General features: G+C 64.6%; 24 protein-coding genes and 1 riboswitch. Of the genes, 17 read left to right on the top strand and 7 right to left on the bottom strand.

All coding sequences use genetic code 11. The annotated features are described in order from the left end of the window. Nucleotides 1-321: 321 nt before the first annotated feature. On the bottom strand, nucleotides 322-828 hold the full coding sequence (locus tag QX041_RS13565; protein WP_315717116.1) for a MarR family winged helix-turn-helix transcriptional regulator: 507 nt from the start codon (nucleotides 826-828) through the stop codon (nucleotides 322-324). 77 nt (nucleotides 829-905) lie between these two features. Between QX041_RS13565 and QX041_RS13560 the strand changes: the two genes are divergently transcribed. The 8 genes from QX041_RS13560 to QX041_RS13525 all read left to right on the top strand — a co-directional run bounded on the left by QX041_RS13560 (nucleotide 906) and on the right by QX041_RS13525 (nucleotide 8,831). Then, nucleotides 906-2,129, top strand: a complete 1,224-nt coding sequence (locus tag QX041_RS13560; RefSeq protein ID WP_315717117.1) for a cytochrome P450 — start codon at nucleotides 906-908, stop codon at nucleotides 2,127-2,129. Between the two features lie 8 nt (nucleotides 2,130-2,137). Then, nucleotides 2,138-2,461: a 2Fe-2S iron-sulfur cluster-binding protein gene (locus QX041_RS13555; protein ID WP_315717118.1), complete on the top strand. Its 324-nt coding sequence runs from the start codon at nucleotides 2,138-2,140 to the stop codon at nucleotides 2,459-2,461. A 70-nt stretch (nucleotides 2,462-2,531) separates the two neighbouring features. After that, nucleotides 2,532-3,752 carry an ABC transporter substrate-binding protein gene (locus QX041_RS13550; RefSeq protein WP_315717119.1) on the top strand — a complete coding sequence of 407 codons (1,221 nt, stop codon included), beginning with the start codon at nucleotides 2,532-2,534 and terminating at the stop codon, nucleotides 3,750-3,752. A gap of 418 nt (nucleotides 3,753-4,170) precedes the next feature. Then, nucleotides 4,171-5,340: an ABC transporter substrate-binding protein gene (locus QX041_RS13545; RefSeq protein ID WP_315717120.1), complete on the top strand. Its 1,170-nt coding sequence runs from the start codon at nucleotides 4,171-4,173 to the stop codon at nucleotides 5,338-5,340. Between the two features lie 145 nt (nucleotides 5,341-5,485). Further along, complete coding sequence (locus tag QX041_RS13540; protein WP_315801618.1) at nucleotides 5,486-6,403, top strand: branched-chain amino acid ABC transporter permease; 918 nt, start codon at nucleotides 5,486-5,488, stop codon at nucleotides 6,401-6,403. Beyond that, the gene (locus QX041_RS13535) at nucleotides 6,400-7,347 is read left to right on the top strand and encodes a branched-chain amino acid ABC transporter permease (protein ID WP_316165614.1); all 948 of its coding nucleotides are present in this window, start codon (nucleotides 6,400-6,402) and stop codon (nucleotides 7,345-7,347) included. Before QX041_RS13540 ends, QX041_RS13535 begins: the two co-directional genes overlap by 4 nt. Next, a complete protein-coding gene (locus tag QX041_RS13530; RefSeq protein WP_315751200.1) occupies nucleotides 7,340-8,110 on the top strand; it encodes an ABC transporter ATP-binding protein in 771 nt (256 codons plus the stop codon). The genes QX041_RS13535 and QX041_RS13530 overlap by 8 nt, the downstream gene beginning before the upstream one ends. A gap of 16 nt (nucleotides 8,111-8,126) precedes the next feature. Continuing rightward, nucleotides 8,127-8,831, top strand: coding sequence for an ABC transporter ATP-binding protein (locus QX041_RS13525; RefSeq protein WP_315751202.1), 705 nt, complete (start codon nucleotides 8,127-8,129; stop codon nucleotides 8,829-8,831). A 342-nt stretch (nucleotides 8,832-9,173) separates the two neighbouring features. On the opposite strand, the gene QX041_RS13520 is transcribed toward QX041_RS13525, so the two are convergent. Next, nucleotides 9,174-9,512 carry a hypothetical protein gene (locus tag QX041_RS13520; protein ID WP_316165613.1) on the bottom strand — a complete coding sequence of 113 codons (339 nt, stop codon included), beginning with the start codon at nucleotides 9,510-9,512 and terminating at the stop codon, nucleotides 9,174-9,176. Nucleotides 9,513-9,732: 220 nt separating this feature from the next. Beyond that, nucleotides 9,733-9,834: riboswitch (guanidine-I (ykkC/yxkD leader) on the top strand. 74 nt (nucleotides 9,835-9,908) lie between these two features. On the opposite strand from QX041_RS13520, the gene QX041_RS13515 reads away from it, so the two are divergent. The 5 genes from QX041_RS13515 to QX041_RS13495 all read left to right on the top strand — a co-directional run bounded on the left by QX041_RS13515 (nucleotide 9,909) and on the right by QX041_RS13495 (nucleotide 14,480). Next, nucleotides 9,909-10,979, top strand: coding sequence for a putative urea ABC transporter substrate-binding protein (locus QX041_RS13515; RefSeq protein ID WP_316165612.1), 1,071 nt, complete (start codon nucleotides 9,909-9,911; stop codon nucleotides 10,977-10,979). A 150-nt stretch (nucleotides 10,980-11,129) separates the two neighbouring features. After that, nucleotides 11,130-11,951: an ABC transporter permease gene (locus QX041_RS13510; RefSeq protein WP_316165611.1), complete on the top strand. Its 822-nt coding sequence runs from the start codon at nucleotides 11,130-11,132 to the stop codon at nucleotides 11,949-11,951. Continuing rightward, nucleotides 11,951-12,724: an ABC transporter ATP-binding protein gene (locus QX041_RS13505; protein WP_315827952.1), complete on the top strand. Its 774-nt coding sequence runs from the start codon at nucleotides 11,951-11,953 to the stop codon at nucleotides 12,722-12,724. Before QX041_RS13510 ends, QX041_RS13505 begins: the two co-directional genes overlap by 1 nt. A gap of 41 nt (nucleotides 12,725-12,765) precedes the next feature. Next, nucleotides 12,766-13,971: an agmatinase family protein gene (locus tag QX041_RS13500; protein ID WP_316165610.1), complete on the top strand. Its 1,206-nt coding sequence runs from the start codon at nucleotides 12,766-12,768 to the stop codon at nucleotides 13,969-13,971. Nucleotides 13,972-14,111: 140 nt separating this feature from the next. Beyond that, nucleotides 14,112-14,480, top strand: coding sequence for a hypothetical protein (locus QX041_RS13495; RefSeq protein ID WP_315717174.1), 369 nt, complete (start codon nucleotides 14,112-14,114; stop codon nucleotides 14,478-14,480). Nucleotides 14,481-14,492: 12 nt separating this feature from the next. Here QX041_RS13495 and QX041_RS13490 read toward each other — a convergent pair whose 3' ends face one another. The 3 genes from QX041_RS13490 to QX041_RS13480 all read right to left on the bottom strand — a co-directional run bounded on the left by QX041_RS13490 (nucleotide 14,493) and on the right by QX041_RS13480 (nucleotide 16,157). Next, nucleotides 14,493-14,747 carry a hypothetical protein gene (locus QX041_RS13490; RefSeq protein WP_316165609.1) on the bottom strand — a complete coding sequence of 85 codons (255 nt, stop codon included), beginning with the start codon at nucleotides 14,745-14,747 and terminating at the stop codon, nucleotides 14,493-14,495. Between the two features lie 3 nt (nucleotides 14,748-14,750). Further along, a complete protein-coding gene (locus QX041_RS13485; protein ID WP_315717130.1) occupies nucleotides 14,751-15,104 on the bottom strand; it encodes a PilZ domain-containing protein in 354 nt (117 codons plus the stop codon). Between the two features lie 132 nt (nucleotides 15,105-15,236). Next, nucleotides 15,237-16,157 (bottom strand): helix-turn-helix transcriptional regulator, encoded by a 921-nt coding sequence (locus QX041_RS13480; RefSeq protein WP_315717131.1) that lies wholly within the window; start codon nucleotides 16,155-16,157, stop codon nucleotides 15,237-15,239. A gap of 109 nt (nucleotides 16,158-16,266) precedes the next feature. On the opposite strand from QX041_RS13480, the gene QX041_RS13475 reads away from it, so the two are divergent. The 4 genes from QX041_RS13475 (at nucleotide 16,267) to boxB (ending at nucleotide 22,099) form a co-directional block, all read left to right on the top strand. Further along, nucleotides 16,267-17,805 (top strand): benzoate-CoA ligase family protein, encoded by a 1,539-nt coding sequence (locus QX041_RS13475; RefSeq protein ID WP_315751214.1) that lies wholly within the window; start codon nucleotides 16,267-16,269, stop codon nucleotides 17,803-17,805. A 136-nt stretch (nucleotides 17,806-17,941) separates the two neighbouring features. Next, nucleotides 17,942-18,745 carry an alpha/beta hydrolase gene (locus QX041_RS13470; RefSeq protein ID WP_316165608.1) on the top strand — a complete coding sequence of 268 codons (804 nt, stop codon included), beginning with the start codon at nucleotides 17,942-17,944 and terminating at the stop codon, nucleotides 18,743-18,745. Between the two features lie 95 nt (nucleotides 18,746-18,840). Then, nucleotides 18,841-20,529: a 2,3-epoxybenzoyl-CoA dihydrolase gene (gene boxC / locus QX041_RS13465; protein ID WP_315827955.1), complete on the top strand. Its 1,689-nt coding sequence runs from the start codon at nucleotides 18,841-18,843 to the stop codon at nucleotides 20,527-20,529. 118 nt (nucleotides 20,530-20,647) lie between these two features. After that, complete coding sequence (gene boxB, locus QX041_RS13460) at nucleotides 20,648-22,099, top strand: benzoyl-CoA 2,3-epoxidase subunit BoxB (RefSeq protein WP_315751230.1); 1,452 nt, start codon at nucleotides 20,648-20,650, stop codon at nucleotides 22,097-22,099. A gap of 128 nt (nucleotides 22,100-22,227) precedes the next feature. Here the strand turns inward: boxB and QX041_RS13455 are convergent, their stop codons facing one another. After that, on the bottom strand, nucleotides 22,228-23,037 hold the full coding sequence (locus QX041_RS13455) for an SDR family oxidoreductase (protein WP_316165607.1): 810 nt from the start codon (nucleotides 23,035-23,037) through the stop codon (nucleotides 22,228-22,230). Between the two features lie 117 nt (nucleotides 23,038-23,154). Continuing rightward, complete coding sequence (locus QX041_RS13450; RefSeq protein WP_316165606.1) at nucleotides 23,155-24,213, bottom strand: polysaccharide deacetylase family protein; 1,059 nt, start codon at nucleotides 24,211-24,213, stop codon at nucleotides 23,155-23,157. Nucleotides 24,214-24,273: the final 60 nt, after the last annotated feature.

Raw genomic sequence — 24,273 nt, 5'->3', positions numbered from 1 at the left:
CAATCGGGAGCGCAGCCGACACGGCATATCAGGGCGAAATTGCCGCGCGCCTTCGCCGGTAGTTAGAATTTGAAGGACCGAGTGCGGCGGCGCTTTCGCGCTGCGGGATCTCATGCATTCGAAAATATATCGTTGCTAAAGCAACTAATCTGTGGAACGATCGACCCGATCAGCAACGGAGGCGCGGGATGATCCGCGTCTCGAAGAAGGGACGGGAACGTCATGCGCAGCCTGCTCGCCGCAGGCGCGGCCGCTTGCGCGCGCGCCAACAGATTGCCGCAGCGGACGGGTCAGCCGTTCGGCGGCTCGTGCCTGAGTGGCTCAGCTCGCGCCCGTGACGGCGTCGAGATTGTCGTGGATTCGGCGCAGCAGGGTGATCAGGACTTCCCGCTCATCCTTGTCGAGACAGGCGAGCAGACGCCGCTCGCGTTCCAGCGCGGCGACGATGACCTTGTCGTGGGTCGCGCGGCCCTTGGCCGTCAACGAAATCGAATGGCTGCGGCCGTCCTCCGGGTCGTTGCGGATCGCGATCAGGCCGCGGCTCTTCATCAGCGCCAGGGTGCGGCTGACCGGCCCCTTGTCGAAGCCGATCACGCTGCAGATGCGCGAGGCCGGGATGCCCGGCTCGATCGCCAGCAGCGACATGATCCGCCATTCGGTGACGTTGACGCCGAAATTGCGCTGATAGAACGCGGTGGCGCTGTTCGACAGCTTGTTGGCGATGAAGGTGATGAAGGCCGGCACATAGCGGTCGAGATCGAGCGTGAGGCCGTGCCCCTCAGCTTCGCGCGGCTGCGCCTTGCGCGGCGTCCCGGATTTCTCGCTCATGATCCCCAGCGTCCATGCATCGCCACTCATACGGATACGAAAAGCCGCATGACAAGGCCAAACTTCGGGAGCTCCGCATGAACCCAACAGGTCTTTCCCCCGCTGCCGGCGTGGCGCCGGTCATCCCGCACCTCGCCATCGACCCGTTCTCATATGAATTCTTCGACGATCCCTATCCAGCGCATCAGGAGATGCGCGAGGCCGGCCCCGTCATCCATCTGGACGCATGGAACGTCTACGGCGTCGCCCGCTACGCCGAGGTCTATGCCGTCCTCAACGATCCCCAGACGTTCTGCTCCAGCCGCGGCGTGGGCTTGAGCGACTTCGCCAAGGAGAAGCCGTGGCGGCCGCCGAGCCTGATCCTCGAGGCGGATCCGCCGGCGCATACGCGCACCCGCGCCGTGCTGAGCAAGGTGCTGTCGCCCGCCGTCATGAAGCGGCTGCGCGACGGCTTCATGGTGGCGGCCGAGGCCAAGATCGACGAGCTTGTAGGCCGGGGCTCGTTCGATGCCATCCCCGATCTCGCCGAGGCCTATCCGCTGTCGGTGTTTCCCGATGCGCTCGGGCTGAAGCCGGAGGGGCGCGAGCATCTCATTCCCTATGCGAGCCTGGTGTTCAACGCGTTCGGTCCGCCGAATGAGCTGCGCCAGCAGGCGATCGAGCGCTCGGCGCCACACCAGGCCTATGTCACGGAGCAGTGCCAGCGCGACAATCTCACGCCCGGCGGCTTCGGTTCCTGCATCCACGCCTTCAGCGACAGCGGCGAGATCACGCCGGCCGAGGCGCCGTTGCTGGTGCGCTCGCTGCTGTCGGCCGGCCTCGACACCACCGTCTACGGCATCGGCGCCGCGGTGTATTGCCTGGCGCGCTTCCCCGATCAATGGGCGCGGCTGCGCGCCGATCCGTCGCTGGCGCGCAACGCGTTCGAGGAGGCCGTGCGGTTCGAAAGCCCGGTGCAGACCTTCTTCCGAACCACCACGCGTGACGTCGAACTCGGCGGCGTCACGATTCCCGAGGGCGAGAAGGTGCTGATGTTCTTAGGTAGCGCCAATCGCGACCCGCGCCGCTGGGAGCAGCCGGACAGCTACGACATCACCCGAAAAGTATCCGGCCATGTCGGCTTCGGCTCGGGCATCCACATGTGCGTCGGCCAGCTCGTCGCGCGGCTCGAAGGCGAGGCGGTGCTGACGGCGCTCGCCCGCAAGGTCGGGAGCGTCACGATGAGCGGCGAGCCGAAGCGCCGCTACAACAACACGCTGCGCGGGCTGGAGAGCCTGCCGGTCACCTTTACTCCAGCCTGAGCTATACCATGACCACGATCACCTTCATCCATCCCGACAACCGCAGCGAAAGCGTGGAGGCCGAGGACGGCGCCAGCGTCATGCTGGCGGCGCTGACCCACGGCATCGACGGCATCGTCGCCGAATGCGGCGGAAACGCCGTCTGCGCCACCTGCCACGTCTATGTCGACGACGCCTGGACCGGGAAGCTCGATCCCGTGTCCGACGATGAGGATGCGCTGCTGGACGGCACCGCAGCCGAACGGCGGCCGAACAGCCGGCTGTCCTGTCAGATCAAGGTGCAGCCGGCGCTGGCCGGACTGGTGGTGCGCATTCCGGATCGGCAGAGCTGATTTCGCAACTGGAGACGACCTCCAGCCGCAACGACAACAATCAAACAAGCAACACACGGGGAAGGACATCATGAAGCAGCTGAATTCGTGCGCGCTGGCGCTGGTCGCAATAGTCTGCCTTGCAGGCGCGGCGCGGGCCGGCGAGATCTCGGACAATGTCGTACGCGTCGGCGTGCTCAACGACATCTCCGGCATCTTCCAGGACACCAACGGCATGGGCTCGGTCGAGGCCGCGCGCATGGCGGCGGAGGATTTCAACGGCGGCGGTAAAGGCATCAAGGTCGAGATCGTCTATGCCGATCACCAGAACAAGGCCGATGTCGGCTCGGCGATCACGCGCAAATGGCTCGATGTCGACAAGGTCGATGCCGTCGTCGACGTGCCCAACTCGGCCGTGGGCCTCACCGTCAACGAGCTCTTGCGCAACAGCCGGATGACGTTCCTGGCGTCGTCGACCGCGAGCTCCGATCTCACCGGCAAGGCCTGCTCGCCGAACACCATCCAGTGGGTCAACGACGCCTGGGCGACCGGCAACACCACGGCGGCTGCGATGATGGGCCGCGGCGGCAAGGACTGGTACTTCATCACGGTCAACTATGCGCTCGGCCAGGGCATCGAGGCGGAGGCCACCAACTACATCGAGAAGCACGGCGGCAAGGTGCTGGGCTCGGCGAAGCATCCGCTCGGCACGACGGACTTCGCCTCGTTCCTGCTTCAGGCGCAGGGCTCGAAGGCCAAGGTGATCGGCCTGGCGAATGCCGGCGGCGACACCATCAATGCGGTCAAGCAGGCGTCCGAGTTCGGCATCCAGCAGGGCGGCCAGTCGCTGGTCGCGTTCCTGCTGTTCATCAACGATATCCACGGCATGGGCTTGAAGGCGGCGCAGGGCTTGCAACTGCTCGAAGCGTTCTACTGGGACATGGACGACGATACCCGCGCCTTCGCCAAGCGCTTCGCAGCGCGCCCCGGCATGAACGGCAAGATGCCGAGCGGCAACCAGGCCGGCGTCTATGCCTCGACGCTTGCCTATCTCAACGCGGTCGCCGCCACCGGCAGCGATGATGCCAAGGACGTCGTGCCGCAGATGAAGACGGTGAAGGGCAAGGACAAACTATTCGGCGATGTGACGATCCGGGCCGACGGCCGCGTGGTGCACCCGATGTATCTGTTCGAGGTGAAGAAGCCGGAGGAGTCGAAATATCCGTACGACTACTATCGTCTGGTCTCGACGATTCCGGCCGAGCAGGCGTTCCGCCCGATCGCCGATGGCGGGTGTGCGCTGGTGAAGTGATGCGTTCGTGGGGTAGCGAGCAAGTGATATCCACGAGTGACATCTAGAAGTAGATGCCGCGAGAGCCGCTGCTCTTCAGTTGCTCCGTCATGCCCGGGCTTGTCCCGGGCATCCACGTCGAGCGGCGACTATCGAGCCGCGTGGATGGCCGGGACAGGCCGGCCATGACGGCGCGGGGAAGGCGACTTCCTCTCATGACCTTCTTCCCGACCCTGCCGTCTGCTGTGCTGCAGTATCCTTAACACGCACTATAGTTCTTGCCTTTGCCCGTTTCCGGGAATTATGGTGCATGGATCGATGGCGCGTAGGATCAGCACCGCGCGACGAATGCTGCGGCGAAACGCCGCCGCTGGTCGTGCTGCTGCGTGGCGGCGACAAAACAACGATAAGAACGATTTGTTTGAGGGGAGGGAAGACCATGAAGAGCTTCTGGCTGGCGAGCGCCGCAGCGCTGCTGTTTTCGAGCACCGCCTTTGCCGGCGACACCATCAAGATCGGCTTCGTCTCGACGTTCAGCGGTCCGACCGCCGTGATCGGCAACGACATGCGCAACTCGTTCGAGCTCGCGCTCGACCATCTCGGCCGCAAGATCGACGGCAAGCCGGTCGAGGTGATCTACGAGGACGACCAGCAGAAGCCTGACGTCGGCAAGCAGAAGACCGAGAAGCTGGTGCAGTCCGACAAGGTCGATTTCATCGTCGGCTACATCTGGTCGAACGTGCTGCTGGCCTCGCTCAAGACCGCGGTGGATTCCCAGACCTTCCTGATCTCGGCCAATGCCGGCCCGTCGCAGCTCGCCGGCGAATTGTGCTCGCCCTACGTGTTCTCGACCTCCTGGCAGAACGACCAGACGCCCGCCGCGATGGGCCTCTACATGAACCAGAAGGGCGTCAAGTCGGTGTTCCTGATCGGGCCGAACTATGCGGCCGGCAAGGACATGCTGGCCGGCGTGAAGAGCACCTTCAAGGGCCAGGTCGTCGGCGAGGAATATACGGTATGGCCGAGCCAGCTCGACTTCTCCGCCGAGCTCTCCAAGGCGCGCGCCTCGGGCGCCGAATCGATCTTCGTGTTCTATCCCGGCGCGGCCGGCGTGCAATTCCTCAATCAATATTCGCAGGCCGGCCTCAAGGAGAAGATGCCGCTCTACACCGCCTTCACCGTCGACGAATTGTCGCTGCCGCTGCAGAAGGACAATGCGATCGGCGTGCCCGGCGCCCAGGAATGGGTCAACGACCTGCCCAACGAGCAGAACAAGAAGTTCGTGGCCGACTACCGCAAGAAATACACCGGCCTGCGTCCGACCTATTACGGCGCCCAGGCCTACGACGCGGCCCAGCTGATCAACAGCGCCGTGGTTGCGGTCAAGGGCGACACGTCCAAGAAGGACGCGATGAAGGCCGAGATGGAGAAGGCCAACTTCAAGTCGCTGCGCGGCTCCTTCAAGTTCGGCAACAATCACATCCCGATCCAGAACTTCTACCTGCAGGACGTGGTCAAGGACACCGAGGGCCAGCTCTCGCTGAAGACGGTCGCCACCATCGTCGAGAACGACCAGGACCGCTTCCACGACAAGTGCCCGATGAAGTGAGCGAAAAGAATTCCGAGCCAGAGGACGAAACAGGCCTGGAATTTGCTTGAAGCTTAAAACATCTCCGGCCTAAGATCGGGACGGACATGGCGGCAGCGCCTGGAACGGGTTCTGCCGCCGTCTTTTTGAGCGTGAAGTGAGGGGCATGCTTCTCGTCGTCGAACAATTCCTGAACGGGCTGCAGTTTGGACTGCTGCTGTTCCTGCTGGCCGCCGGCCTGACGCTGGTGTTCGGCATCATGGACTTCGTGAACCTGGCCCACGGCTCGCTCTACATGATGGGCGCCTATTTCGCGGCGACCTTCGTAGCCTGGACCGGCAGCTTCGTGCTCGGCGCCGTCATGGCACTGGGAGCCACGCTTCTGCTCGGCATCGTGCTCGAATTCACGGCACTGCGCCATCTCTATGGGCGCGACCATCTCGACCACGTGCTCGCGACGTTCGGTCTGATCCTGTTCTTCAACGAGGCGGTCCGGCTGATCTGGGGCCCGGCGGGACTGGCGCTGCCGCTGCCGTCCTGGCTCGCCTTCCCGGTCACGATCCTGCCCGGCATCCAATATCCCGCCTATCGGCTCGCGATCATCGTCGTGGCGCTGCTGGTGGCGCTGCTGCTCTATCTCGGCGTGATGCGGACGCGGATCGGCATGCTGATCCGGGCCGGCGCCTCCAACCGCGAGATGATCGGTGCGCTCGGCATCAACATCAAGCTGCTCTATACGCTGGTGTTCGGCCTCGGCGCCGCGCTCGCCGGCCTGGCCGGGCTGATGCAGGCGCCGATCCTCACGGTGCAGATCGGCATGGGCGAGAACATCCTGATCCTCGCCTTCGTCGTCATCGTGATCGGCGGCATCGGTTCGATCCGCGGCGCCTTTATCGCGGCGATCATGATCGGCCTGATCGATACCATGGGCCGCGCCTTCCTGCCCAATCTGCTGCGCCAGGTGCTGAACTCGGCAGCAGCTTCCACTGCGGCGCCGGCGATGTCGTCGATGCTGATCTACCTCCTGATGGCGATCGTGCTGGTGGCGCGGCCTGAAGGTCTGTTTCCGGCCAACCGCAGATGAAATCCTCGCTCAACGTTTCGACCATCGTGGCCATCATCGTCGTGGCCGGCCTGGTGCTGCTGCCGGTCTATTCGAACCTCTCCGGCAACGTCTTCATCCTCACGCTGTTCACCCGCATCGTGATCCTGGCGCTGGCGGCCGTCAGCCTCAACCTGATCATGGGCTACGGCGGCATGATGAGCTTCGGCCATGCCGCCTATCTCGGCATCGGCGGCTACGCCGTCGGCATCCTGGCGCAGGAGGGCATCGGCTCCGGCTATGCCCAGTTCGCGGTCGCCATCGCGGTTTCGGCGCTCTATGCGCTGGTCATAGGCGCGCTCTCCTTGCGTACCCGCGGCGTCTATTTCATCATGATCACGCTGGCCTTTGCGCAAATGGCCTACTACGTCGCGTCCGGCCTCGCCCGTTACGGCGGGGATGACGGGCTCACCGTCTACAAGCGCAGCGATTTCGGCGGCCTGATCAATCTCGGCAACCGCGTGCAGTTCTATTATCTCTGCCTGTTCTGCCTGCTTGCCGTCGTGGTCCTGATCTGGCGGATCGTCAATTCGCGCTTCGGCCTCGTGCTGCAGGGCCTGCGCTCCAACGAGCAGCGCATGCAGGCGATCGGCTTCCCGTCGAAGCGCTACAAGCTGGCGTGCTTCGTCATCGCCGGCATGCTCTGTGGCCTGTCCGGCGCGCTGCTTGCCAACAACACCGATTTCGTCAGCCCTGCCGTGATGTACTGGACCCGCTCCGGCGACCTCATGGTGATGGTCATCCTCGGCGGCATGGGCACCCTGATGGGGCCGGTCGTCGGCTCGGTCGTGTTCCTGGTGCTGGAAGAGGTGCTGTCGCAGATCACCGAATATTGGGCGCTGATCATGGGGCCGCTGCTGCTCCTGATCGTGCTGTTCGGCCGCGGCGGCATCATGGGCATGCTCGGGAGGTTGAACCGTGGCTGAACCTCTGCTTCGCGTCGACAATCTCGTGCGCCGGTTCGGCGGCATCGTCGCGACTGATCACGTCTGTCTCGACGTTGCCAAGGGCGAGATCCACGCCATCATCGGGCCGAACGGCGCCGGCAAGACCACGCTGATCAGCCAGCTCACCGGCCACCTGGCGCCGCATGCGGGGCGCATTTTCCTAGGGGGCCGCGACATCTCGCATTTCCCCGCCTATAAGCGCAGCGCGCTTGGGCTGGCGCGTTCGTTCCAGATCACCTCGCTGCTGACCGACTTCACCGCGGCCGACAATGTCGCGCTTGCGGCGCAAGCCCATGACGGCAGGCACTCGTTCCGTTTCTTCGCCGCCGCGCGCAAGGACAAGCCGCTGCGTGCCGCCGCGCAGGCCGCGCTGGAGCGCGTCGGTCTCGGCCATCGCGCCGACGTGCTGGTGTCGAAGCTCAGCCATGGCGAGCAGCGCGAGCTGGAGCTCGCCGTCGCGCTCGCGACCAAGCCGCAGCTCCTGCTGCTCGACGAGCCGATGGCCGGCCTGGGGGTGACCGAGTCGCAGCGCATGGTGAAGCTGCTGAACGAGCTGCGCAAGGAAGTGTCGATCGTGCTGGTCGAGCATGACATGGAGGCGGTGTTCGCGCTCGCCGACCGCATCTCGGTCCTCGTCTATGGCCGCATCATCGCCTCGGGCAGACCGGACGAGATCCGGCAGAACGAGGAGGTCAAGCGCGCCTATCTCGGCGATCAGCATGTGGTGGTCGGCCATGGTTGATCTGGGGACAAGCGCCATGCTGCTCGAGGTCGACGGCATCGAGACCTGTTACGGCCTGAGCCAGGTCTTGTTCGGCCTGTCGTTGGCGATCCGTCCCGGCGAGATGGTCTCGCTGATGGGCCGCAACGGCATGGGCAAGACCACCACGATCCGCTCGATCATGGGTCTGACCCAGGCGCGCGCCGGCCTGATCCGCTTCAGCGGTCAGGAGACACGAAAGCTGCCGTCCTACAGGATTGCTCAGCTCGGCATCGGCCTGGTGCCGGAGGGACGGCAGATCTTTCCGAATCTGACCGTCACCGAGAATCTCGTGGCGGCCTCGGCCAACCGGCTCGGCGCGTCCGATCCCTGGACGCTCGACAAGATCCACGCCTTGTTTCCGCGGCTCGCCGAACGCGGCAGCAACATGGGCAACCAGCTCTCCGGCGGCGAGCAGCAGATGCTGGCGATCGGCCGGGCGCTGATGACCAACCCGAAACTCCTCATTCTCGACGAGGCGACCGAGGGTCTGGCGCCGTTGATCCGCGAGGAGATCTGGAACTGCCTGTCGCTGCTGAAATCGCGCGGGCAGTCGATCCTGGTGATCGACAAGAACGTCGAGCATCTGACCCGCATCTGCGACCGCCACTACATCATCGAGCGTGGCCGCACCGTGTGGCATGGCACGTCGGAGCAACTGATGGCCGAGCCGGAGCTGCAGCACCGCTATCTGGGGATCTAGGGCGGCGCGCTGCCGCCATCACGACCTGCAAGCGGATTGACTCAAATCAAGATCGCGTCGGGCGTTGGGGCGTAAATTTTGATTGCTGCCCCGACATGCGCTGATTTTTCGCATTGAGGCGCGGCTTGGACGGGATTAATTTTCCAGGGTAGTAGTTTGTTTTTCCTTTTATCAGAGGTTGAACAAATGCGTGCACCTCGTATCCGAATCGAATCACCACAGAAAGCCGTGGCCGGCCTGCGCGGCTTCTGGTCTGTTCATTCCGACCTTGAGACGGGGCTGTGTCTCGCCTTCATGCTGATCGTCGGAGTCATCGTGAAAATGACACCGCCACTCTAGACCTCAGCGATGGAACGGGATGTACTTCTGGTACTCCTTCGGCACCCGGCTGCGATAGCGCGACGGCACCGTGCCGCTGCGCAGGGAGTCCTCGACTTCCTTGCGCGTGCTGGTGGTCCTCGTCCGCTTCTTCTTCGGCGCGGCCGCCTCGCTGGCCGGCTTGGCGTCGCCAGGTTTCTCGGCCGAGGCGGCTGGTGCCGGAGTGGCTGTCGGGGTGGGGCTCGCGGCGGGAGCAGGTTGCGCCGGCGTATCGAGAGCGGGCACGCTCTGCGCGAAGGCTGCCTCGGCGGCGAGGCTGAGAGCCAGAATGGTTGCCAATGCGATCCCGGAAGACCTGATCATATCAACGAGACTCCAAGCCACTGCGACTGACGGGCCTGCCTGATGATGTCGCCCCCGTGCACCGGACGGTTCATGCTGTCGTTGCATGGCCGGCGTCGGCTGATGCGCCACCTCGCCCAAGAAGAATTCTGAGTGCCGAATTTTTGAGCACAGCGTGCCGCTGGTTCCGTTGAATCGCAAGCATTTTTCCCTGGCACGCGGATTGCTCCCCTCGTTGCTTAGAGTTGGCAGCTAGGGTTCCGGTTCTCCATCGAGAATGCTGGTCCGAGAGCAGCCGCCAGGGGAGAGCCCTGGTGCACGGCGGGATAAAAACCCGGGAGACCTCAGTGGCCGCGCTTGGCAGGCACGAGGTTCTTCATGCCAGTCCGCGGTCATAAAACCGATGAGGGACTGGACATGGGAAAAGCGCGAAATCTGTTTGTTGCACTGCTCGCTGCATCGACGCTGGCGACCGCATCGCTGTCATCCGCGTCAGCTGAGAAGAAGAAGGAATTCAACATCGCCTGGACGATCTATGTCGGCTGGATGCCGTGGCCCTATGCGGCCGAGTCCGGCATCGTCAAGAAGTGGGCGGACAAATACGGCATCTCGATCAAGATCACGCAGATCAACGACTACGTCGAGTCGATCAACCAGTACACCGCCGGCAAGTTCGACGGCGTCACCGTCACCAACATGGATGCGCTGACCATCCCCGCTGCCGGCGGCGTCGACACGTCGGCCATCATCATGGGCGACTACTCCAACGGCAATGACGGTGTCGTGCTGAAGAAGGGCAAGACCATGGCCGACATCAAGGGCCAGAAGGTCAACCTCGTCGAGCTCTCGGTGTCGCACTATCTGCTGGCGCGCGGCCTCGAGACCGCGAAACTGTCCGAGAAGAACATCAAGACCGTCAACACCTCCGACGCCGACATCGTCGGCGCCGCGAAGTCGCCGGACACGACGGCCGTGGTCACCTGGAATCCGCAACTGCTGGAGGTGAAGGCCGAGCCGGGGGCAACGCTGGTGTTCGATTCCAGCAAGATCCCCGGCGAGATTGAGGATCTCCTGGTCGTCAACAGCGCGACGCTCAAGGACAATCCGGAGCTCGGCAAGGCGCTGGTCGGCATCTGGTACGAGACCATCGCGCTGATGAAGGATCAGAGCGAGAAGGGCAAGGCCGCGCGCGAGGCGATGGCCAAGCTGTCGGGCACCGATCTCGCCGGCTTCGAGACCCAGCTCAAGACGACGTTCATGTACTACGAGCCGAAGGACGCGCTCGCCTTCGTGACCGGACCGGAATTGCCGAAGATCATGGATCTCGTGCGCACCTTCTGCTTCGATCACAACCTGCTCGGCGAGAACGTGAAGTCGAAGGACGCGGTCGGCATCTCCACGCCGACGAAGGCGCTGGGCGCGGCCAGCAATGTCAAGCTGCGCTTCGATCCGACCTTCATGAAGATGGCGGCCGAAGGGAAGCTCTGATCCGCTTCCTGGACCGCCGCCGGTGCCACCCCTCATCCTGAAGAGCTTGCGCGAGCGCAAGCATCTCGAAGGATGAGGCCCACATCGGGGCCTCATGGTTCGAGACGGCGCTGACGCGCCCCTCACCATGAGGATTGAGGGAGCCTGTTGATGCCGCGTGCCATGAACGTCGTTCCGAACCGGGGCAGCCGGCTGTTGCTGGCCCTGTTGCCGTTTCTGCTGATCGCGCTGATCTACGTGGTCGGATCGGCGCAGCGGCGCGCGGACAATCCCGACGACAAGCTGCTGCCGCCGGTCTCCGAGATGATCGCGACCTCCAAGCGGCTCGCGACCGAGCCGGATCGCCGCTCCGGCGACTACGTGCTGTGGTCCGACACGTCGGCGAGCCTGCAGCGCCTCGCGCTCGGCCTCGGCATTTCCGCCGCCATCGGTCTCGTGCTCGGACTCGCCATCGGATTGCTGCCGGTGGCCGGCGCCGGCTTCGGCACGCTGATTGCGGTTCTGTCGATGATCCCGCCGATGGCGGTGCTGCCGGTTCTGTTCATCGTGTTCGGCCTCGGTGAGCTGTCCAAGGTGGTGCTGATCATCATCGGCGTCACGCCGACCCTGGTGCGCGACCTCTCGCTCGAGGTGCAGAACATGCCGCGCGAGCAGCTGATCAAGGCGCAGACCCTGGGCGCCTCGACCTGGCAGGTCGCGATCCGGGTGGTGCTGCCGCAAATCATGCCACGCCTGATCCAGGGGCTGCGGCTCATGATCGGGCCCGCCTTCCTGTTCCTGATCTCGGCCGAGGCGATCGCCTCCGATGTCGGGCTCGGCTACCGCATCTTCCTGGTCCGGCGCTATCTCTCGATGGATGTGATCCTGCCCTACGTCGTCTGGATCACGTTGCTTGCCTACATCCTCGACTATGCGCTGGCCTGGTTCGGACGGCACGCCTTTCCGTGGGCATATGCGCGAGGGAGCCGCTGATGAGCACGCTCTCCTTCCGCAACGTCTGGGTCGAATACGGCAACCAGGTCGTGCTCGAGCGCATCAATCTCGAGATCACCTCCGGCACGTTCCTGTCGATCGTCGGCCCGTCCGGCGCAGGCAAGAGCACCTTCCTGCGCCTGGTCCTCGGCCAGGAGAGGCCGAGCCAGGGCGCGGTGCTGCTCGACGGCCGGCCGTTTCCGGCCGAGCCCGGACCGGACCGCGGCATCGTGTTCCAGCGCTACTCGGTGTTCCCGCATCTGACCGTGCTCGGCAACGTGCTGCTCGGCTACGAGCTTGCCGGCAGCCCGTTCACGGCGCGGCTGTTCGGATCGGCGCGCAAGGCGGCGATGGAGAAGAGCCTCGCGCTGATCGAGGCCGTCGGCCTGGCCGAGCATCGCGACAAATACCCAAGCGCGTTGTCCGGCGGCATGCAGCAGCGCCTGGCTATCGCGCAGGCCCTGGCGAAGCAGCCGCGCGTGCTGCTGCTCGATGAGCCCTTCGGCGCGCTCGATCCCGGCACCCGCGCCCAGATGCATGCGCTGATCAAGCCGCTGTGGCGCCAGCACAACATGACCATCGTGATGGTCACCCACGACATCAAGGAGGCGTTCGGGCTCGCAACGCGGCTGATCGCGCTCGACCGTCCGCGCAAGGATCCGCAGGCGCCGGAGCGGTTCGGCGCGCGCATCACCTACGATCTCGATCTCACCCGCGACAGCGCCGTGCCCGTGCTCGGATTCATCCGCGCCAGCCTGCAGGCGACGCAATAGTCAGTTCAAGAAACGTCGAAAGAAACGAAGGAGAGTCTCCCATGTCATTCCCATTCATGCGCCGGTCGCGCCGCGCCGGATTGCACTCGCAGCGCCGGTGCATGCGCCGTCACCATCCGGACTTCGACAAGATGGCCACGCAAGGCTGGCAGGCGCTGGAGGCCGAGGGCAAGCTGCCGACCAACGGCTGGCGCAAGGAGCGACAATGGGCGCTCGACATGGGCCTGCCCGGCGCCGACACGCTGACGGACCGCGACATCCCGACCTTCGCCCGCGGCGAGCTGCCGCATTTCGCCGGCATCAACACCTTCATGAAGGCGCCGTATGTCGAGAACGTCCGCGACGTCGGCAAATACGACGCTGCGGTGATCGGCATCCCCTTCGATTCCGGCACCACCTATCGGCCCGGCACCCGCTTCGGGCCGCAGGGCATCCGCCGCATCTCCGCGCTCTACACGCCCTACAACTACGAGCTGGGCGTCGACCTGCGCGAGCAGATGACCTTGTGCGATGCCGGCGACGTCTTCACGATTCCCGCCAATCTGGAAAAGAGCTTTGACCAGATCAGCCGCGGCGTCGCGCATGTGTTCTCGTCCGGCGCGCTGCCGATCATGCTCGGCGGCGATCACTCGATCGGCTTTCCCTGCGTGCGCGGCATCGCGCAGTGCACCGACAAGAGGATCGGCATCATCCATTTCGACCGCCACATCGACATCCAGGAGAAGGATCTCGACGAGCGCATGCACACCACGCCATGGTATTGGGCGACCAACCTGCCGAACGTGTCGCCGACCAATCTGGTGCAGCTCGGCATCGGCGGCTGGCAGGTGCCGCGCGAGGGCGTCGAGGTCGCGCGCAAGCGCAACACCAACGTGCTGACCATCGCCGACATCGAGAAGATCGGCCTTGAGAAGACCGCCGAGATCGCGCTCGAGCTGGCCTGGAAGGATGCCGACGCGGTCTACATCTCGTTCGACGTCGACTCCATCGATTGCGGCTTCGTGCCCGGCACCGGCTGGCCGGAGCCCGGCGGCTTCCTGCCGCGCGAGGCGCTCAAGCTGTTGGGTCTCGTCGCCGCCGAGGGCCTGTGCGGGCTCGAAGTGGTCGAGGTCTCGCCGCCCTACGACACCTCCGACATTACCGCGCTGATCGGCGTCCGCGTCGTCGTCGAGGCGCTCGGCTCGATGGTCGCCCACGGCAAGCTTGGCAGCCACAAGCATATCATCAACAAGCCGGTCAGCTACTGAGGTCCGCGATGCGTCATCATCACCACCATCACGGCCATCATCATGATCATCACCACGATCATGGACACGACCATCATCACGACCACGACCATCCGACGCATGGCCCCGGCCACAACCATCCGCACGGCCACCGTTCGCCGGTGCAATGGCAGACGCCGCATCAGCCTGAGGGCGCCAAGCCTGCCGCGGTGGTCGAGCCGGATCTCGACAAGGTCGAAGCCGCCTTCGTCGACGGCTTCATCGCCGCGCCGGATCCGACCAGCTTCCTGCGGCTGGCGCGGGTCCCGTTCGAGATCCTGCGCGACGGCACGAGCCTCAAGCTGCTGCGCGTCGAGATCGACGCGCTGACGGACGTCGGCAGCCTGACGCCGCATCTCGGTGGCGTCACCTTCCGCTACGATCCGCTGCCGTCGAACTTCATCTCCCGCCGCCGCCGCCTGCGCTTCGTCTATTTCGATGGCGCCAGCCTCAAGCCGCTGACCTATGCGGAGCTGCGGGAGATCGAGTGACCAGCTCAGAACTCAAGGCAGCGGCGTTCGCTTGAGCGCCGCTGCAAGCGCCTCGAAGCGACCGGTGACTTCCGGCAGCACGAATGCGCGCACGGTCGAGGCCGCCGCGACGCCGATCACCAGCACGATGACATATTGGGCGGCGAGCAGCAGCGTGACGCGCCGGAGCCAGTGCAATCGCGGGCGCTCGGCGGCGCGCGCCGCGACCGGCGGCGGCGCATCGGAGGCGATCAGCCAGTCATCGTGCTCTTGCGAGGATTCGGACATTGCTCAGTGCCCCGAGAGCAATTGCTCAAGGCGCGATTTGAGCTGCCTGTTGGCGCGCTCCTGCAGGCGCAAGGCGCGCGCCGTTTCGAGATCGATCACCTCGCCATCGTCGTGAAGGAAGGCGAGGCCGGCGCCCGCGCCGTCGCGCCACACCATCTGCGCCGGTCGTGACCATCCGCGCCGTTCGATGCTGATCTCGACGCGGTCCGGCAGCAGCACGCTGCCCTCGAGCTCGACCTTGACGCCGCGGTGGTTGAAATTGCGCACGACGCAGGCCAGCGTCGAGCAGCCTGAATTGAAGGTCAGCACGCCGCCATAGTAGACGCGCTGGCGAGCCTCGCGACGACGATTTTGCATCCCACGTCCTCCAGTGACTTAACGATTGATTAATCAATCGGAGGGTGTGTGGCGAGTCTCGCCGGTATTGAAATGTGGGTGGTGGTTAATGCGTACCGGACGCTTGCGGCGCGATCGAAGTCGCACGACGTCTCACGCCCGCGCGAACATCCGGGCGTCGCCAGTCAGCACCGGCTTCACGGCTTCGCCCAGCCGTGCGGCCGCCGCTTCGACCGACAGTCCCGCCGTATCGACCACCGCATTGGCCCTCGCGTACAGCGGCTCGCGGCTCGCCAGGATGTTGCGCAGCTCGGCCATCGCCGAGCGGTCGTCGGCCATCGGACGGAGGTCGCCCTGCTTACGCACGCGCCCCATGTGCTCCTCCGGCTCCGCCTTGAGCCAGATCGTGTAGAACGAGGTCAGGATCAGGTCGAAGGTGACCGGCTCGGAGACGATGCCGCCGCCGGTCGCCAGCACCATCGGCTCCTTGCGCGCGAGCAGTTGCACCAGGGCGGCCTGCTCCATGCGGCGAAAGCCTTCCTGGCCGTAGAGCGCGATGATCTCGGCAACCGAAAGCCCGTTCTGCCGCTCGATCTCCTTGTTCAGCTCGACGAAGCTCCAGCCGATCCGCTCCGCCAGCATCTTGCCGAGCGTCGACTTGCCGGCACCGCGCAGGCCGATCAGCGCAATGCCTGAGAACGAACGCCGCAGCGGCGCCGATGCGCCCCCGGCAAGCAGCTCCTTGACCTCGGCGATCTGGCTCGGGCTCGCCTTCTTCAGGAGATCGCGAATGACCGGCCAGTCCGGCGATGGCTCGCCGCCGGGGATGATGTCGTCGAGCGGCGCGTTGATCGCGTTGGCGATGCGGCGCAGCAGCACGATCGAGACATTGCCCTTGCCGCTCTCGAGCTGGGCGATGTAGCGCTCGGAAATCCCGGAGACCTCGGCCAGCACCTTGCGCGACATGCCGGCGAGGCCGCGCATCCGCCGCACCCGCTGGCCCAGCTGGTCGAGGAAATCGGTCTCGGCCGCGGACTGGCCGTCGTCGCGCGGGGCATCGCTGTGTGGCGTCATATCCCTGAGGTACTCTTTTGAGTAGGAAACATAATGCCGGGGAGGATTGACAGCAAGCGATGTTGGTGGCCTTGTATGAATTATAATTCAAAAATCCGGGGAGAATGCCGTGAAGTCGTACAATGCGGTATCGTGGCTGCTTGACCGCAATGTCGAGGCGGGGCGCGGCGACAAACTCGCCTACACGGACACGGTCTCGGAGCTGACCTATCGCGGTCTGCAACAGCAGACCTGCCGCGTCGCCAACATGCTGCGCCGCCTTGGCGTCCGCCGCGAGGAGCGCGTGGCGATGATCATGCTCGATACGGTGGATTTCCCCGCGGTGTTTCTTGGCGCCATGCGCGCGGGCGTCGTCCCGGTGCCGCTCAACACGCTGCTGACCTCTGAACAATACGCGTATGTGCTCGCCGACTGCCGCGCCCGCGTGCTGTTCGTGTCCGAGGCGCTGTATCCGGTGGTGAAGGACATTGTCGGCCGGATGCCGGATCTCGATTGCGTCGTCGTGTCCGGCGCCAATGCCTTCGGCCACAAGCTGCTCACCGAGGAGCTCGCGCGCGAGAGCGATCAGTTCGACACGGTCGCGACCCACGAGGATGAACCTGCGTTCTGGCTGTATTCATCCGGTTCGACCGGCATGCCCAAAGGCGTGCGCCATCTGCACGGCAATCTCGCCGCAACGGCCGAGACCTATGCCAGCCAAGTGCTCGGCATCCGCGAGAGCGATGTCTGTCTGTCAGCCGCAAAGCTGTTCTTCGCCTATGGCCTCGGCAATGCGCTGACCTTCCCGCTGTCGGTCGGCGCAACTACGATCCTCAACTCCGAGCGCCCGACGCCGGCGCTGATGTTCAAGCTCCTCAACCGCTACAATCCGACCATCTTCTACGGCGTGCCGACCTTGTTCGCCGCGATGCTGCACGATGAGTCGCTGCGCCATGAGAAGGCCGGCAGCGCTCTGCGCATCTGCACCTCGGCCGGCGAGGCGCTGCCGGAATCGGTCGGCAATGCCTGGAAGGCGCGGTTCGGCGTCGACATTCTCGATGGTGTCGGCTCGACCGAGCTGCTGCACATCTTCCTGTCCAACGTGCCCGGGGACATCAAATACGGCTCATCGGGGCGCCCCGTGCCGGGCTATCAGGTTCGTCTTGTCAACGAGGCAGGCCAGGACGTGCCGGACGGCGAGGTCGGCGAGATGCTGGTGCATGCACCGTCCGCCGGCGAGGGCTACTGGAATCAGCGCCACAAGACCCGCTCGACGTTCGAGGGCTATTGGACGCGCACCGGCGACAAATATGTCCGCGACGCCGACGGGCGCTACACCTTCTGCGGCCGCTCCGACGACATGTTCAAGGTCTCTGGCATCTGGGTGTCGCCGTTCGAGGTCGAGAGCGCGCTGATCACGCATCCCGCGGTGCTCGAGGCTGCCGTGGTGCCGGAAGCCGATCCGGAGGGGCTGTTGAAGCCGAAGGCCTATGTCGTGCTGCGCCCGAGCGTCGATCGCTCGACCCTGCACGAGGCACTGAAGGAACACGTCAAGCAGAAGATCGGCCCGTGGAAATATCCGCGCTGGATCGAGGTGGTGGACAGCCTGCCGAAAACCGCGACCGGCAAGATCCAGCGCTTCAAGCTGCGTGAGGGAGCGGGTCAGTAGTTGGCCCCCACTCTCGGAGTGGTCCTACTCTTGGTTGTCGTCATGGCCGGGCTTGACCTGGCCATCCATTCCGCCTCGACAAGAAAGACGTGGATGCCCGGGTCAAGCCCGGGCATGACGAAGGAGAGAGTGACCCGTGCAGCTTTCATCGAACGGCTTCCTCACCATCGATTCCGCCGATCTCGAATATCGCCTGATCGGTGCACAGCCCTCTGACGCTCCGTGCATCGTGCTGCTGCATGAAGGGCTCGGCTCGGTCGGGCTGTGGGGCGACTTTCCCGACAAGCTCCAGCAAGCCACCGGTGTTTCCGTGTTCGTCTATTCGCGCGCCGGCTACGGCGCCTCCAGCCCGGTGTCTCTGCCGCGGCCGCTCGACTACATGCAGCGCGAGGCGCGCGATGTGCTGCCGAAGCTGCTCGATCAAATCGGCTTTCAGCGCGGTCTTCTCGTCGGCCATTCCGATGGTGCGTCGATCGCGGCGATCTACGGGGGCAGCCACGCCGACCATCGCCTCGACGGCATCGTGCTGATCGCGCCGCATGTGGTCGTTGAGGACATCTCTGTGTCGTCGATCGCCGCGATCAAGACCACTTACGAAACCACGGAACTGCGCACCAAGCTCGGCCGCTGGCACAAGGACGTCGACAACGCGTTTTACGGCTGGAACGGCGCCTGGCTCGATCCGGCATTCCGGGCCTGGGATATCACCGGCGACCTCGCCTACATCCGCGTTCCCGTGGTCGTGATCCAGGGCGTCGACGACCAGTACGGCACCATCCGCCAGGTCGAGATCATCCAGGAGGAGTGCTACTGCCCGGTCGAGGTGACGATGCTGCCCAACATTGGCCATTCCCCGCATCGCGAGGCGCCGGACGCCACCTTGCGGGTCATTGCCGAGTTCGCGGCCGCGACCTTGCCGGCCCCGGCATCACGAACATGAAACAAAGTGCATGTTTCGGCTTTTTGTCGTAGACGCCAGCCATAACATGAATTATTGTGCATCTCAACGATAAGCACTCCAACGAAGGGTGACACATGGCCGGGGAAGACCGCGTGCTCGCGGGAGGCAAGACGTTCATCGATTTTCAGACCGATCCCTCCCGCTACAAACATTGGAAGCTCTCGATCGACGGCGAGGTGGCGACGCTCGCCATGGACGTCGACGAGAATGGCGGCCTGTTCGAGGGCTACCAGCTCAAGCTCAATTCCTATGATCTCGGCGTCGACATCGAGCTCGCCGATGCCGTGCAGCGGCTGCGTTTCGAGCACCCGCAAGTGAAGGTCGTGGTGCTGCGCTCGGCCAAGCCGCGCGTGTTCTGCGCCGGCGCCAACATCCGCATGCTTGCAGGCGCGACCCACGCCCACAAGGTGAACTTCTGCAAGTTCACCAACGAGACCCGCAATGGCTTCGAGGATTCATCCGAGAATTCCGGCCAGCGCTTCATCACCGTGGTGAACGGCACCGCGGCCGGCGGTGGCTATGAGCTCGCGCTCGCCACCGATCACATCATCCTCGCCGACGACGGCTCGTCGTCGGTGTCGCTGCCGGAAGTGCCGCTGCTCGCGGTGCTGCCGGGTACCGGCGGTCTCACCCGCGTCGTCGACAAGCGCAAGGTCCGCCGCGATCGCGCGGACGCGTTCTGCACCACGGAGGAGGGGGTCAAGGGCAAGCGCGCCGTGCAATGGCGCCTCGTCGACGAGATCGCGCCGAACTCCAAGGTCGATGCCAAGGTGGCCGAGCGCGCCAAGGAATTCGCAGCCGCCTCCAAGCGCAACGGCAGCGGCAAGGGCGTCGCGCTGACGCCGCTGAAGCGCGTCATCGATGCGTCGAGCGTGCGCTACGGCTTCGTCAATGTCGACATCGACCGCACGGCCCGCATCGCCACGATCACCATCTCGGCTCCCGAGGCCGCGCCACCTGCGGACATCGACGGCATGATCGGGCAGGGCGCTTCCTTCTGGCCGCTGCAGGTCGCGCGCGAACTCGATGACGCCATCCTGCATCTGCGCATCAACGAGCTCGGCATCGCTATGCTGGTGTTCAAGTCGCATGGCGATCGCGCCCAGGTGCTCGCGCATGACGCGTTCCTTGAGGCCAACAAGGCGCACTGGCTGGTCAACGAGGTCAGGCATTACTGGAAGCGGGTGCTGAAGCGCATCGACGTCACCTCGCGCACGCTGGTCACGCTGGTCGAGCCCGGTTCCTGCTTCGCCGGCACGCTCGCCGAGCTGGTGTTCGCTTCCGACCGCTCCTACATGCTGATCGGCACCATCCAGGGCGACAACCGCCCGGCGCCGGCGATCGAACTGTCGGCGATGAATTTCGGTCCCTATCCGATGAGTCACGGCCTGACCCGGCTGGAGTCGCGCTTCCTCGCCGATCCCACCGATCTCGCGCGTGTGCGTGAGCAGGTCGGCAAGCCGCTCGAAGCCGATGAGGCCGAGGAACTCGGCCTCGTGACCTTCGCGCTGGATGACATCGATTGGGAGGACGAGATCCGCGTCTTCCTCGAGGAGCGCGCCAGCTTCTCGCCGGACAGCCTCACCGGTCTCGAAGCCAATCTGCGCTTCGCCGGCCCCGAGACGATGGAATCGAAGATCTTCGCCCGCCTCACCGCCTGGCAGAACTGGATCTTCCAGCGGCCCAACGCGGTCGGCGAGGAGGGCGCACTCCGGCGCTACGGCACCGGCGAGCGGCCGCAATATGACATGACGCGCGTGTAGTTATCATCCGTCATGGCCGGGCTTGACCCGGCCATCCGCGAGCTAATCGAGACGAACGACGTGGATGCACGGCACGAGGCCGGGCATGACCACCGGGAAGATTTCAGGGAGGCACGCCATGAACATGAACATCATGAACGTCGACTACTCGACCAAGATTCCGAACAACGTGAATCTCGCCGAGGACCGCCAGGTCCTCAAGGCGCTGGAAGGCTGGCATCCCGGCTACGTCGATTGGTGGAACGACATGGGCCCCGAGGGCTTCCAGCAGTCGCTGGTGTACTTGCGCACGGCCTATTCGGTCGATCCGCGCGGCTGGGCGAAGTTCGATTACGTCAAGATGCCCGACTATCGCTGGGGCATCCTGCTGGCTCCGCAGGAAGAGGATCGCAAGATCCCGTTCGGCGAGCACTATGGCGAACCGGCCTGGCAGGAGGTTCCCGGCGAATATCGCGCGCTGATGCGCCGCCTGATCGTGATCCAGGGCGACACCGAGCCGGCCTCGGTCGAGCAGCAACGCCATCTCGGCAAGACGGCGCCGTCGCTCTACGACATGCGCAACCTGTTCCAGGTCAACGTCGAGGAGGGCCGTCACCTCTGGGCGATGGTCTACCTGCTGCAGAAATATTTCGGCCGCGACGGCCGCGAGGAGGCCGACGAGCTGCTGCGCCGCCGCTCGGGCGATGCGGACAGCCCGCGCATGCTCGGCGCCTTCAACGAGAAGACGCCGGACTGGCTGTCGTTCTTCATGTTCACCTACTTCACCGACCGCGACGGCAAGATGCAGCTGCACTCGCTCGCGCAGTCCGGCTTCGATCCGCTGTCGCGCACCTGCCGCTTCATGCTGACGGAGGAGGCGCATCACATGTTCGTCGGCGAGACCGGCGTCGGCCGCGTCATCCAGCGCACGGTCGAGGCGATGCGCGAGGCCGGGATCGACGATCCCACCGACATCGCCAAGGTCCGCGCGCTGGGCGTGATCGACCTGCCGACCATCCAGAAGAAGTTGAACCTGCACTACACGCTGTCGCTCGACCTGTTCGGCTCGGAGGTCTCGACCAACGCGGCCAATGCCTTCAATGCTGGCATCAAGGGCCGCTATCACGAGACCCAGATCCAGGACGATCACCAGCTCAAGAACTCGACCTATCCGGTGCTCAAGCTGGTCGACGGCGAGATCAAGCGGGTCGACGAGCCGGCGCTGACCGCGCTCAACATGCGCCTGCGCGACGACTACTCGCAGGACTGCGTCAAGGGCCTGCTGCGCTGGAACAAGATCATCACGACCGCAGGCTACGACTTCCAGCTCAAGCTGCCGCATACCGCCTTCCACCGCGCCATCGGCGAGTTCAAGGACGTCCATGCGACGCCCGACGGCATCCTGATCGACGAGGGCACGTGGGCGAAGCGCAAGGGCGACTGGCTGCCGTCGGCCGACGACGGCGCCTACATCTCTTCGCTGATGAAGCCGGTCACCGAGATCGGCGAATACGCCTCGTGGATCGCGCCCCCGAAGGTCGGGATCGACAACAAGCCGGGTGACTTCGAGTACGTGAAGATCGAGACTTGATGAGAGGCGAATAGCGAGTTGCGAGTAGCGAATAGGAGAAGTAGCCTATTCGCTATTCGCTATTCGCTATTCGCTATTCGCTATTCGCTATTCGCTATTCGCTATTCGCTATTCGCTATTCGCCCTTCTCAGCTGTCCCAGCCCGCGCCCGGAATGCCGGGGTTCGCGTAGACGATGCCGCCGTCGACGGCGATCGTATTGCCGACCACGTAGTCGCCCGCGCGTGAGGCGAGGAAGATCGCTGTGCCAGCCATGTCCTCGTCGGTGCCGATGCGCCCAGCGGGCACGCGCGAGGCGACCTCGTCGGCGTTGTCGCGCGCGGCCTTGTTCATGTCGGACTTGAACGGTCCGGGCGCGATCGCGGTCACCACGATGTGGTCCTTGATCAGCTTGGCCGCCATGCGCCGCGTCAGATGGATCAGGCCGGATTTGCTCGCCGCATAGGAGTAGGTCTCGAGCGGGTTGACGAAGATGCCGTCGATCGAGGCGATGTTGATGACCTTTGCCGGCCGTTCGGCGCTGGCCGCCGCACGCAAGGGAGCTGCGAGCGCCTTGGTCAGGAAGAACGGCGTCTTGAGGTTGAGGTTCATCACCTTGTCCCAGCCGCTCTCCGGGAATTCGTCGAAGTCGGCGCCCCACGCCGCGCCCGCATTGTTGACGAGGATGTCGAGCTTGAGCTCGCGCTTCTTGATCTCGCCCGCGAGCGTCTCGATGCCGGCCATCGTCGAAATGTCGATCGGCAGCGCGACGCATTCGCCGCCATATTCGGTCGTCAGTGCCTTGGCGGTCGCCTCGCAGGGCCCGGCCTTGCGCGCGGTGATGTAGACCCTCGCCGCGCCATGCGCGAGCAGGCCGGATGCGATCATCTTGCCGATGCCGCGCGAGCCGCCGGTGACGAGCGCGACGCGTCCTTCGAGTGAGAACAAGTTCCTGAGCATGAAGCCTCCCTTTCCTTATGTCATGCGCGCTTGTGAGCGGGACGCGCCAGCACGTCAAGTGAGACGCAGTCGCACGAATTCGCCGCAATTCAATCGGAGGGCAACGTTATGGCGGGGCTATGCCGCGTCGATGCGGCGGAAGCCGTTCCACATCGCGGTGGCCGCGCCCGAGGTCAGCACCGGCAGCACGCGGGCGTCCTGGTAATGGCCGTTCAGCGAGACGCGCGACAGGGCCGTGAGATGATCGGCGCTTTCCGCGAAGATCATGCCGGGCCGGGTGGTGACGGCGGTCTTGTAGCCGCTCGCGGCCGCAAGCACGAATTCGCGCTGGGAAGCGGCGGCGCGGTCGCCGTAGGGGTAGGCCATGTGCAGCACCGGCCGCTGCAACTCGTTCTCGATTCGAGCACGGCTGTCGGCGATCTCGATGCGCGCCGTCTCCTCGGTCTGCTTGGCGAGATTGCAGTGACTGATCGAATGCGCGCCGATCGAGATCAATGGCTCAGTCGACAGCGCCCGGAGCTCGTCCCAGGACAGGCAGAGCTCACGGCAGATCGAGGCCTCGTCGACGTCGTAGCGCGCGCACAGCGCGCTGATCTCACGCCGGACGTCGTGCTCGCCCGGCAGTGCGCGCAGCCAGTCGTGCAGGCGCTGGAACGTCACGCATTTGGCTGCCGGCGTCGATGCATCGAGCTGCAGCGACAGCCCGCCGATCTCGATGTCGATCGCGTCAGTCTTCGCGACCAGCCGCTCCAGCGTCACCCACCAGAGCCGGCCCAGTCCCGATGCGAAATCGCTCGTCACATAGATGGTGAACGGCGCATCGAACTCGCGCATGACAGGCAGCGCGAAATCGCGATTGTCGCGATAGCCGTCGTCGAATGTGAAGCAGGCGAAGCGGCGCGAAAAGTCCTTCGCCACCAGCCGGCTGTGCAACTCGTCGAGGGTGATGATCTCGATGTCGTGGTCGCGCAGGTGCGACAACATCTCGCGTAGGAAATCCGGCGTGACCTCGAGGTGACAATTGGGCTGGAAATCGGCGTCGCGGTGCGGCCGCACATGATGCAGCGTATAGATCGCACCCACGCCCGAGAAGATCGGGCGCAGCCAGACATGCGCGCCGCTCAGATACAGCGCTTCCAGGCCGGCACGGATAAAGGTTTTGCGAAATCGCCTCATCTGAAATATGCGGCCCGGTGAGTGTCGGGACAAGGTTACCGACGAATGATTGAAGAAAAC

Origin of the sequence: Bradyrhizobium sp. SZCCHNRI2009 (genome assembly GCF_032485115.1) — a bacterium.
Lineage (GTDB): Bacteria > Pseudomonadota > Alphaproteobacteria > Rhizobiales > Xanthobacteraceae > Bradyrhizobium.
This window is presented reverse-complemented; position numbering and strand designations above follow the sequence as displayed.

Excerpts from the sequence above, each read along its gene's own strand:
- QX041_RS13565 (WP_315717116.1), bottom strand. The coding sequence starts at position 828 with ATGAGCGAGAAATCCGGGACGCCGCGCAAGGCGCAGCCGCGCGAAGCT.
- QX041_RS13560 (WP_315717117.1), top strand. The coding sequence starts at position 906 with ATGAACCCAACAGGTCTTTCCCCCGCTGCCGGCGTGGCGCCGGTCATC.
- QX041_RS13555 (WP_315717118.1), top strand. The coding sequence starts at position 2,138 with ATGACCACGATCACCTTCATCCATCCCGACAACCGCAGCGAAAGCGTG.
- QX041_RS13550 (WP_315717119.1), top strand. The coding sequence starts at position 2,532 with ATGAAGCAGCTGAATTCGTGCGCGCTGGCGCTGGTCGCAATAGTCTGC.
- QX041_RS13545 (WP_315717120.1), top strand. The coding sequence starts at position 4,171 with ATGAAGAGCTTCTGGCTGGCGAGCGCCGCAGCGCTGCTGTTTTCGAGC.
- QX041_RS13540 (WP_315801618.1), top strand. The coding sequence starts at position 5,486 with ATGCTTCTCGTCGTCGAACAATTCCTGAACGGGCTGCAGTTTGGACTG.
- QX041_RS13535 (WP_316165614.1), top strand. The coding sequence starts at position 6,400 with ATGAAATCCTCGCTCAACGTTTCGACCATCGTGGCCATCATCGTCGTG.
- QX041_RS13525 (WP_315751202.1), top strand. The coding sequence starts at position 8,127 with ATGCTGCTCGAGGTCGACGGCATCGAGACCTGTTACGGCCTGAGCCAG.
- QX041_RS13520 (WP_316165613.1), bottom strand. The coding sequence starts at position 9,512 with ATGATCAGGTCTTCCGGGATCGCATTGGCAACCATTCTGGCTCTCAGC.
- QX041_RS13515 (WP_316165612.1), top strand. The coding sequence starts at position 9,909 with ATGGGAAAAGCGCGAAATCTGTTTGTTGCACTGCTCGCTGCATCGACG.
- QX041_RS13510 (WP_316165611.1), top strand. The coding sequence starts at position 11,130 with ATGCCGCGTGCCATGAACGTCGTTCCGAACCGGGGCAGCCGGCTGTTG.
- QX041_RS13505 (WP_315827952.1), top strand. The coding sequence starts at position 11,951 with ATGAGCACGCTCTCCTTCCGCAACGTCTGGGTCGAATACGGCAACCAG.
- QX041_RS13500 (WP_316165610.1), top strand. The coding sequence starts at position 12,766 with ATGTCATTCCCATTCATGCGCCGGTCGCGCCGCGCCGGATTGCACTCG.
- QX041_RS13490 (WP_316165609.1), bottom strand. The coding sequence starts at position 14,747 with ATGTCCGAATCCTCGCAAGAGCACGATGACTGGCTGATCGCCTCCGAT.
- QX041_RS13485 (WP_315717130.1), bottom strand. The coding sequence starts at position 15,104 with ATGCAAAATCGTCGTCGCGAGGCTCGCCAGCGCGTCTACTATGGCGGC.
- QX041_RS13480 (WP_315717131.1), bottom strand. The coding sequence starts at position 16,157 with ATGACGCCACACAGCGATGCCCCGCGCGACGACGGCCAGTCCGCGGCC.
- boxC (WP_315827955.1), top strand. The coding sequence starts at position 18,841 with ATGGCCGGGGAAGACCGCGTGCTCGCGGGAGGCAAGACGTTCATCGAT.
- boxB (WP_315751230.1), top strand. The coding sequence starts at position 20,648 with ATGAACATGAACATCATGAACGTCGACTACTCGACCAAGATTCCGAAC.
- QX041_RS13455 (WP_316165607.1), bottom strand. The coding sequence starts at position 23,037 with ATGCTCAGGAACTTGTTCTCACTCGAAGGACGCGTCGCGCTCGTCACC.
- QX041_RS13450 (WP_316165606.1), bottom strand. The coding sequence starts at position 24,213 with ATGAGGCGATTTCGCAAAACCTTTATCCGTGCCGGCCTGGAAGCGCTG.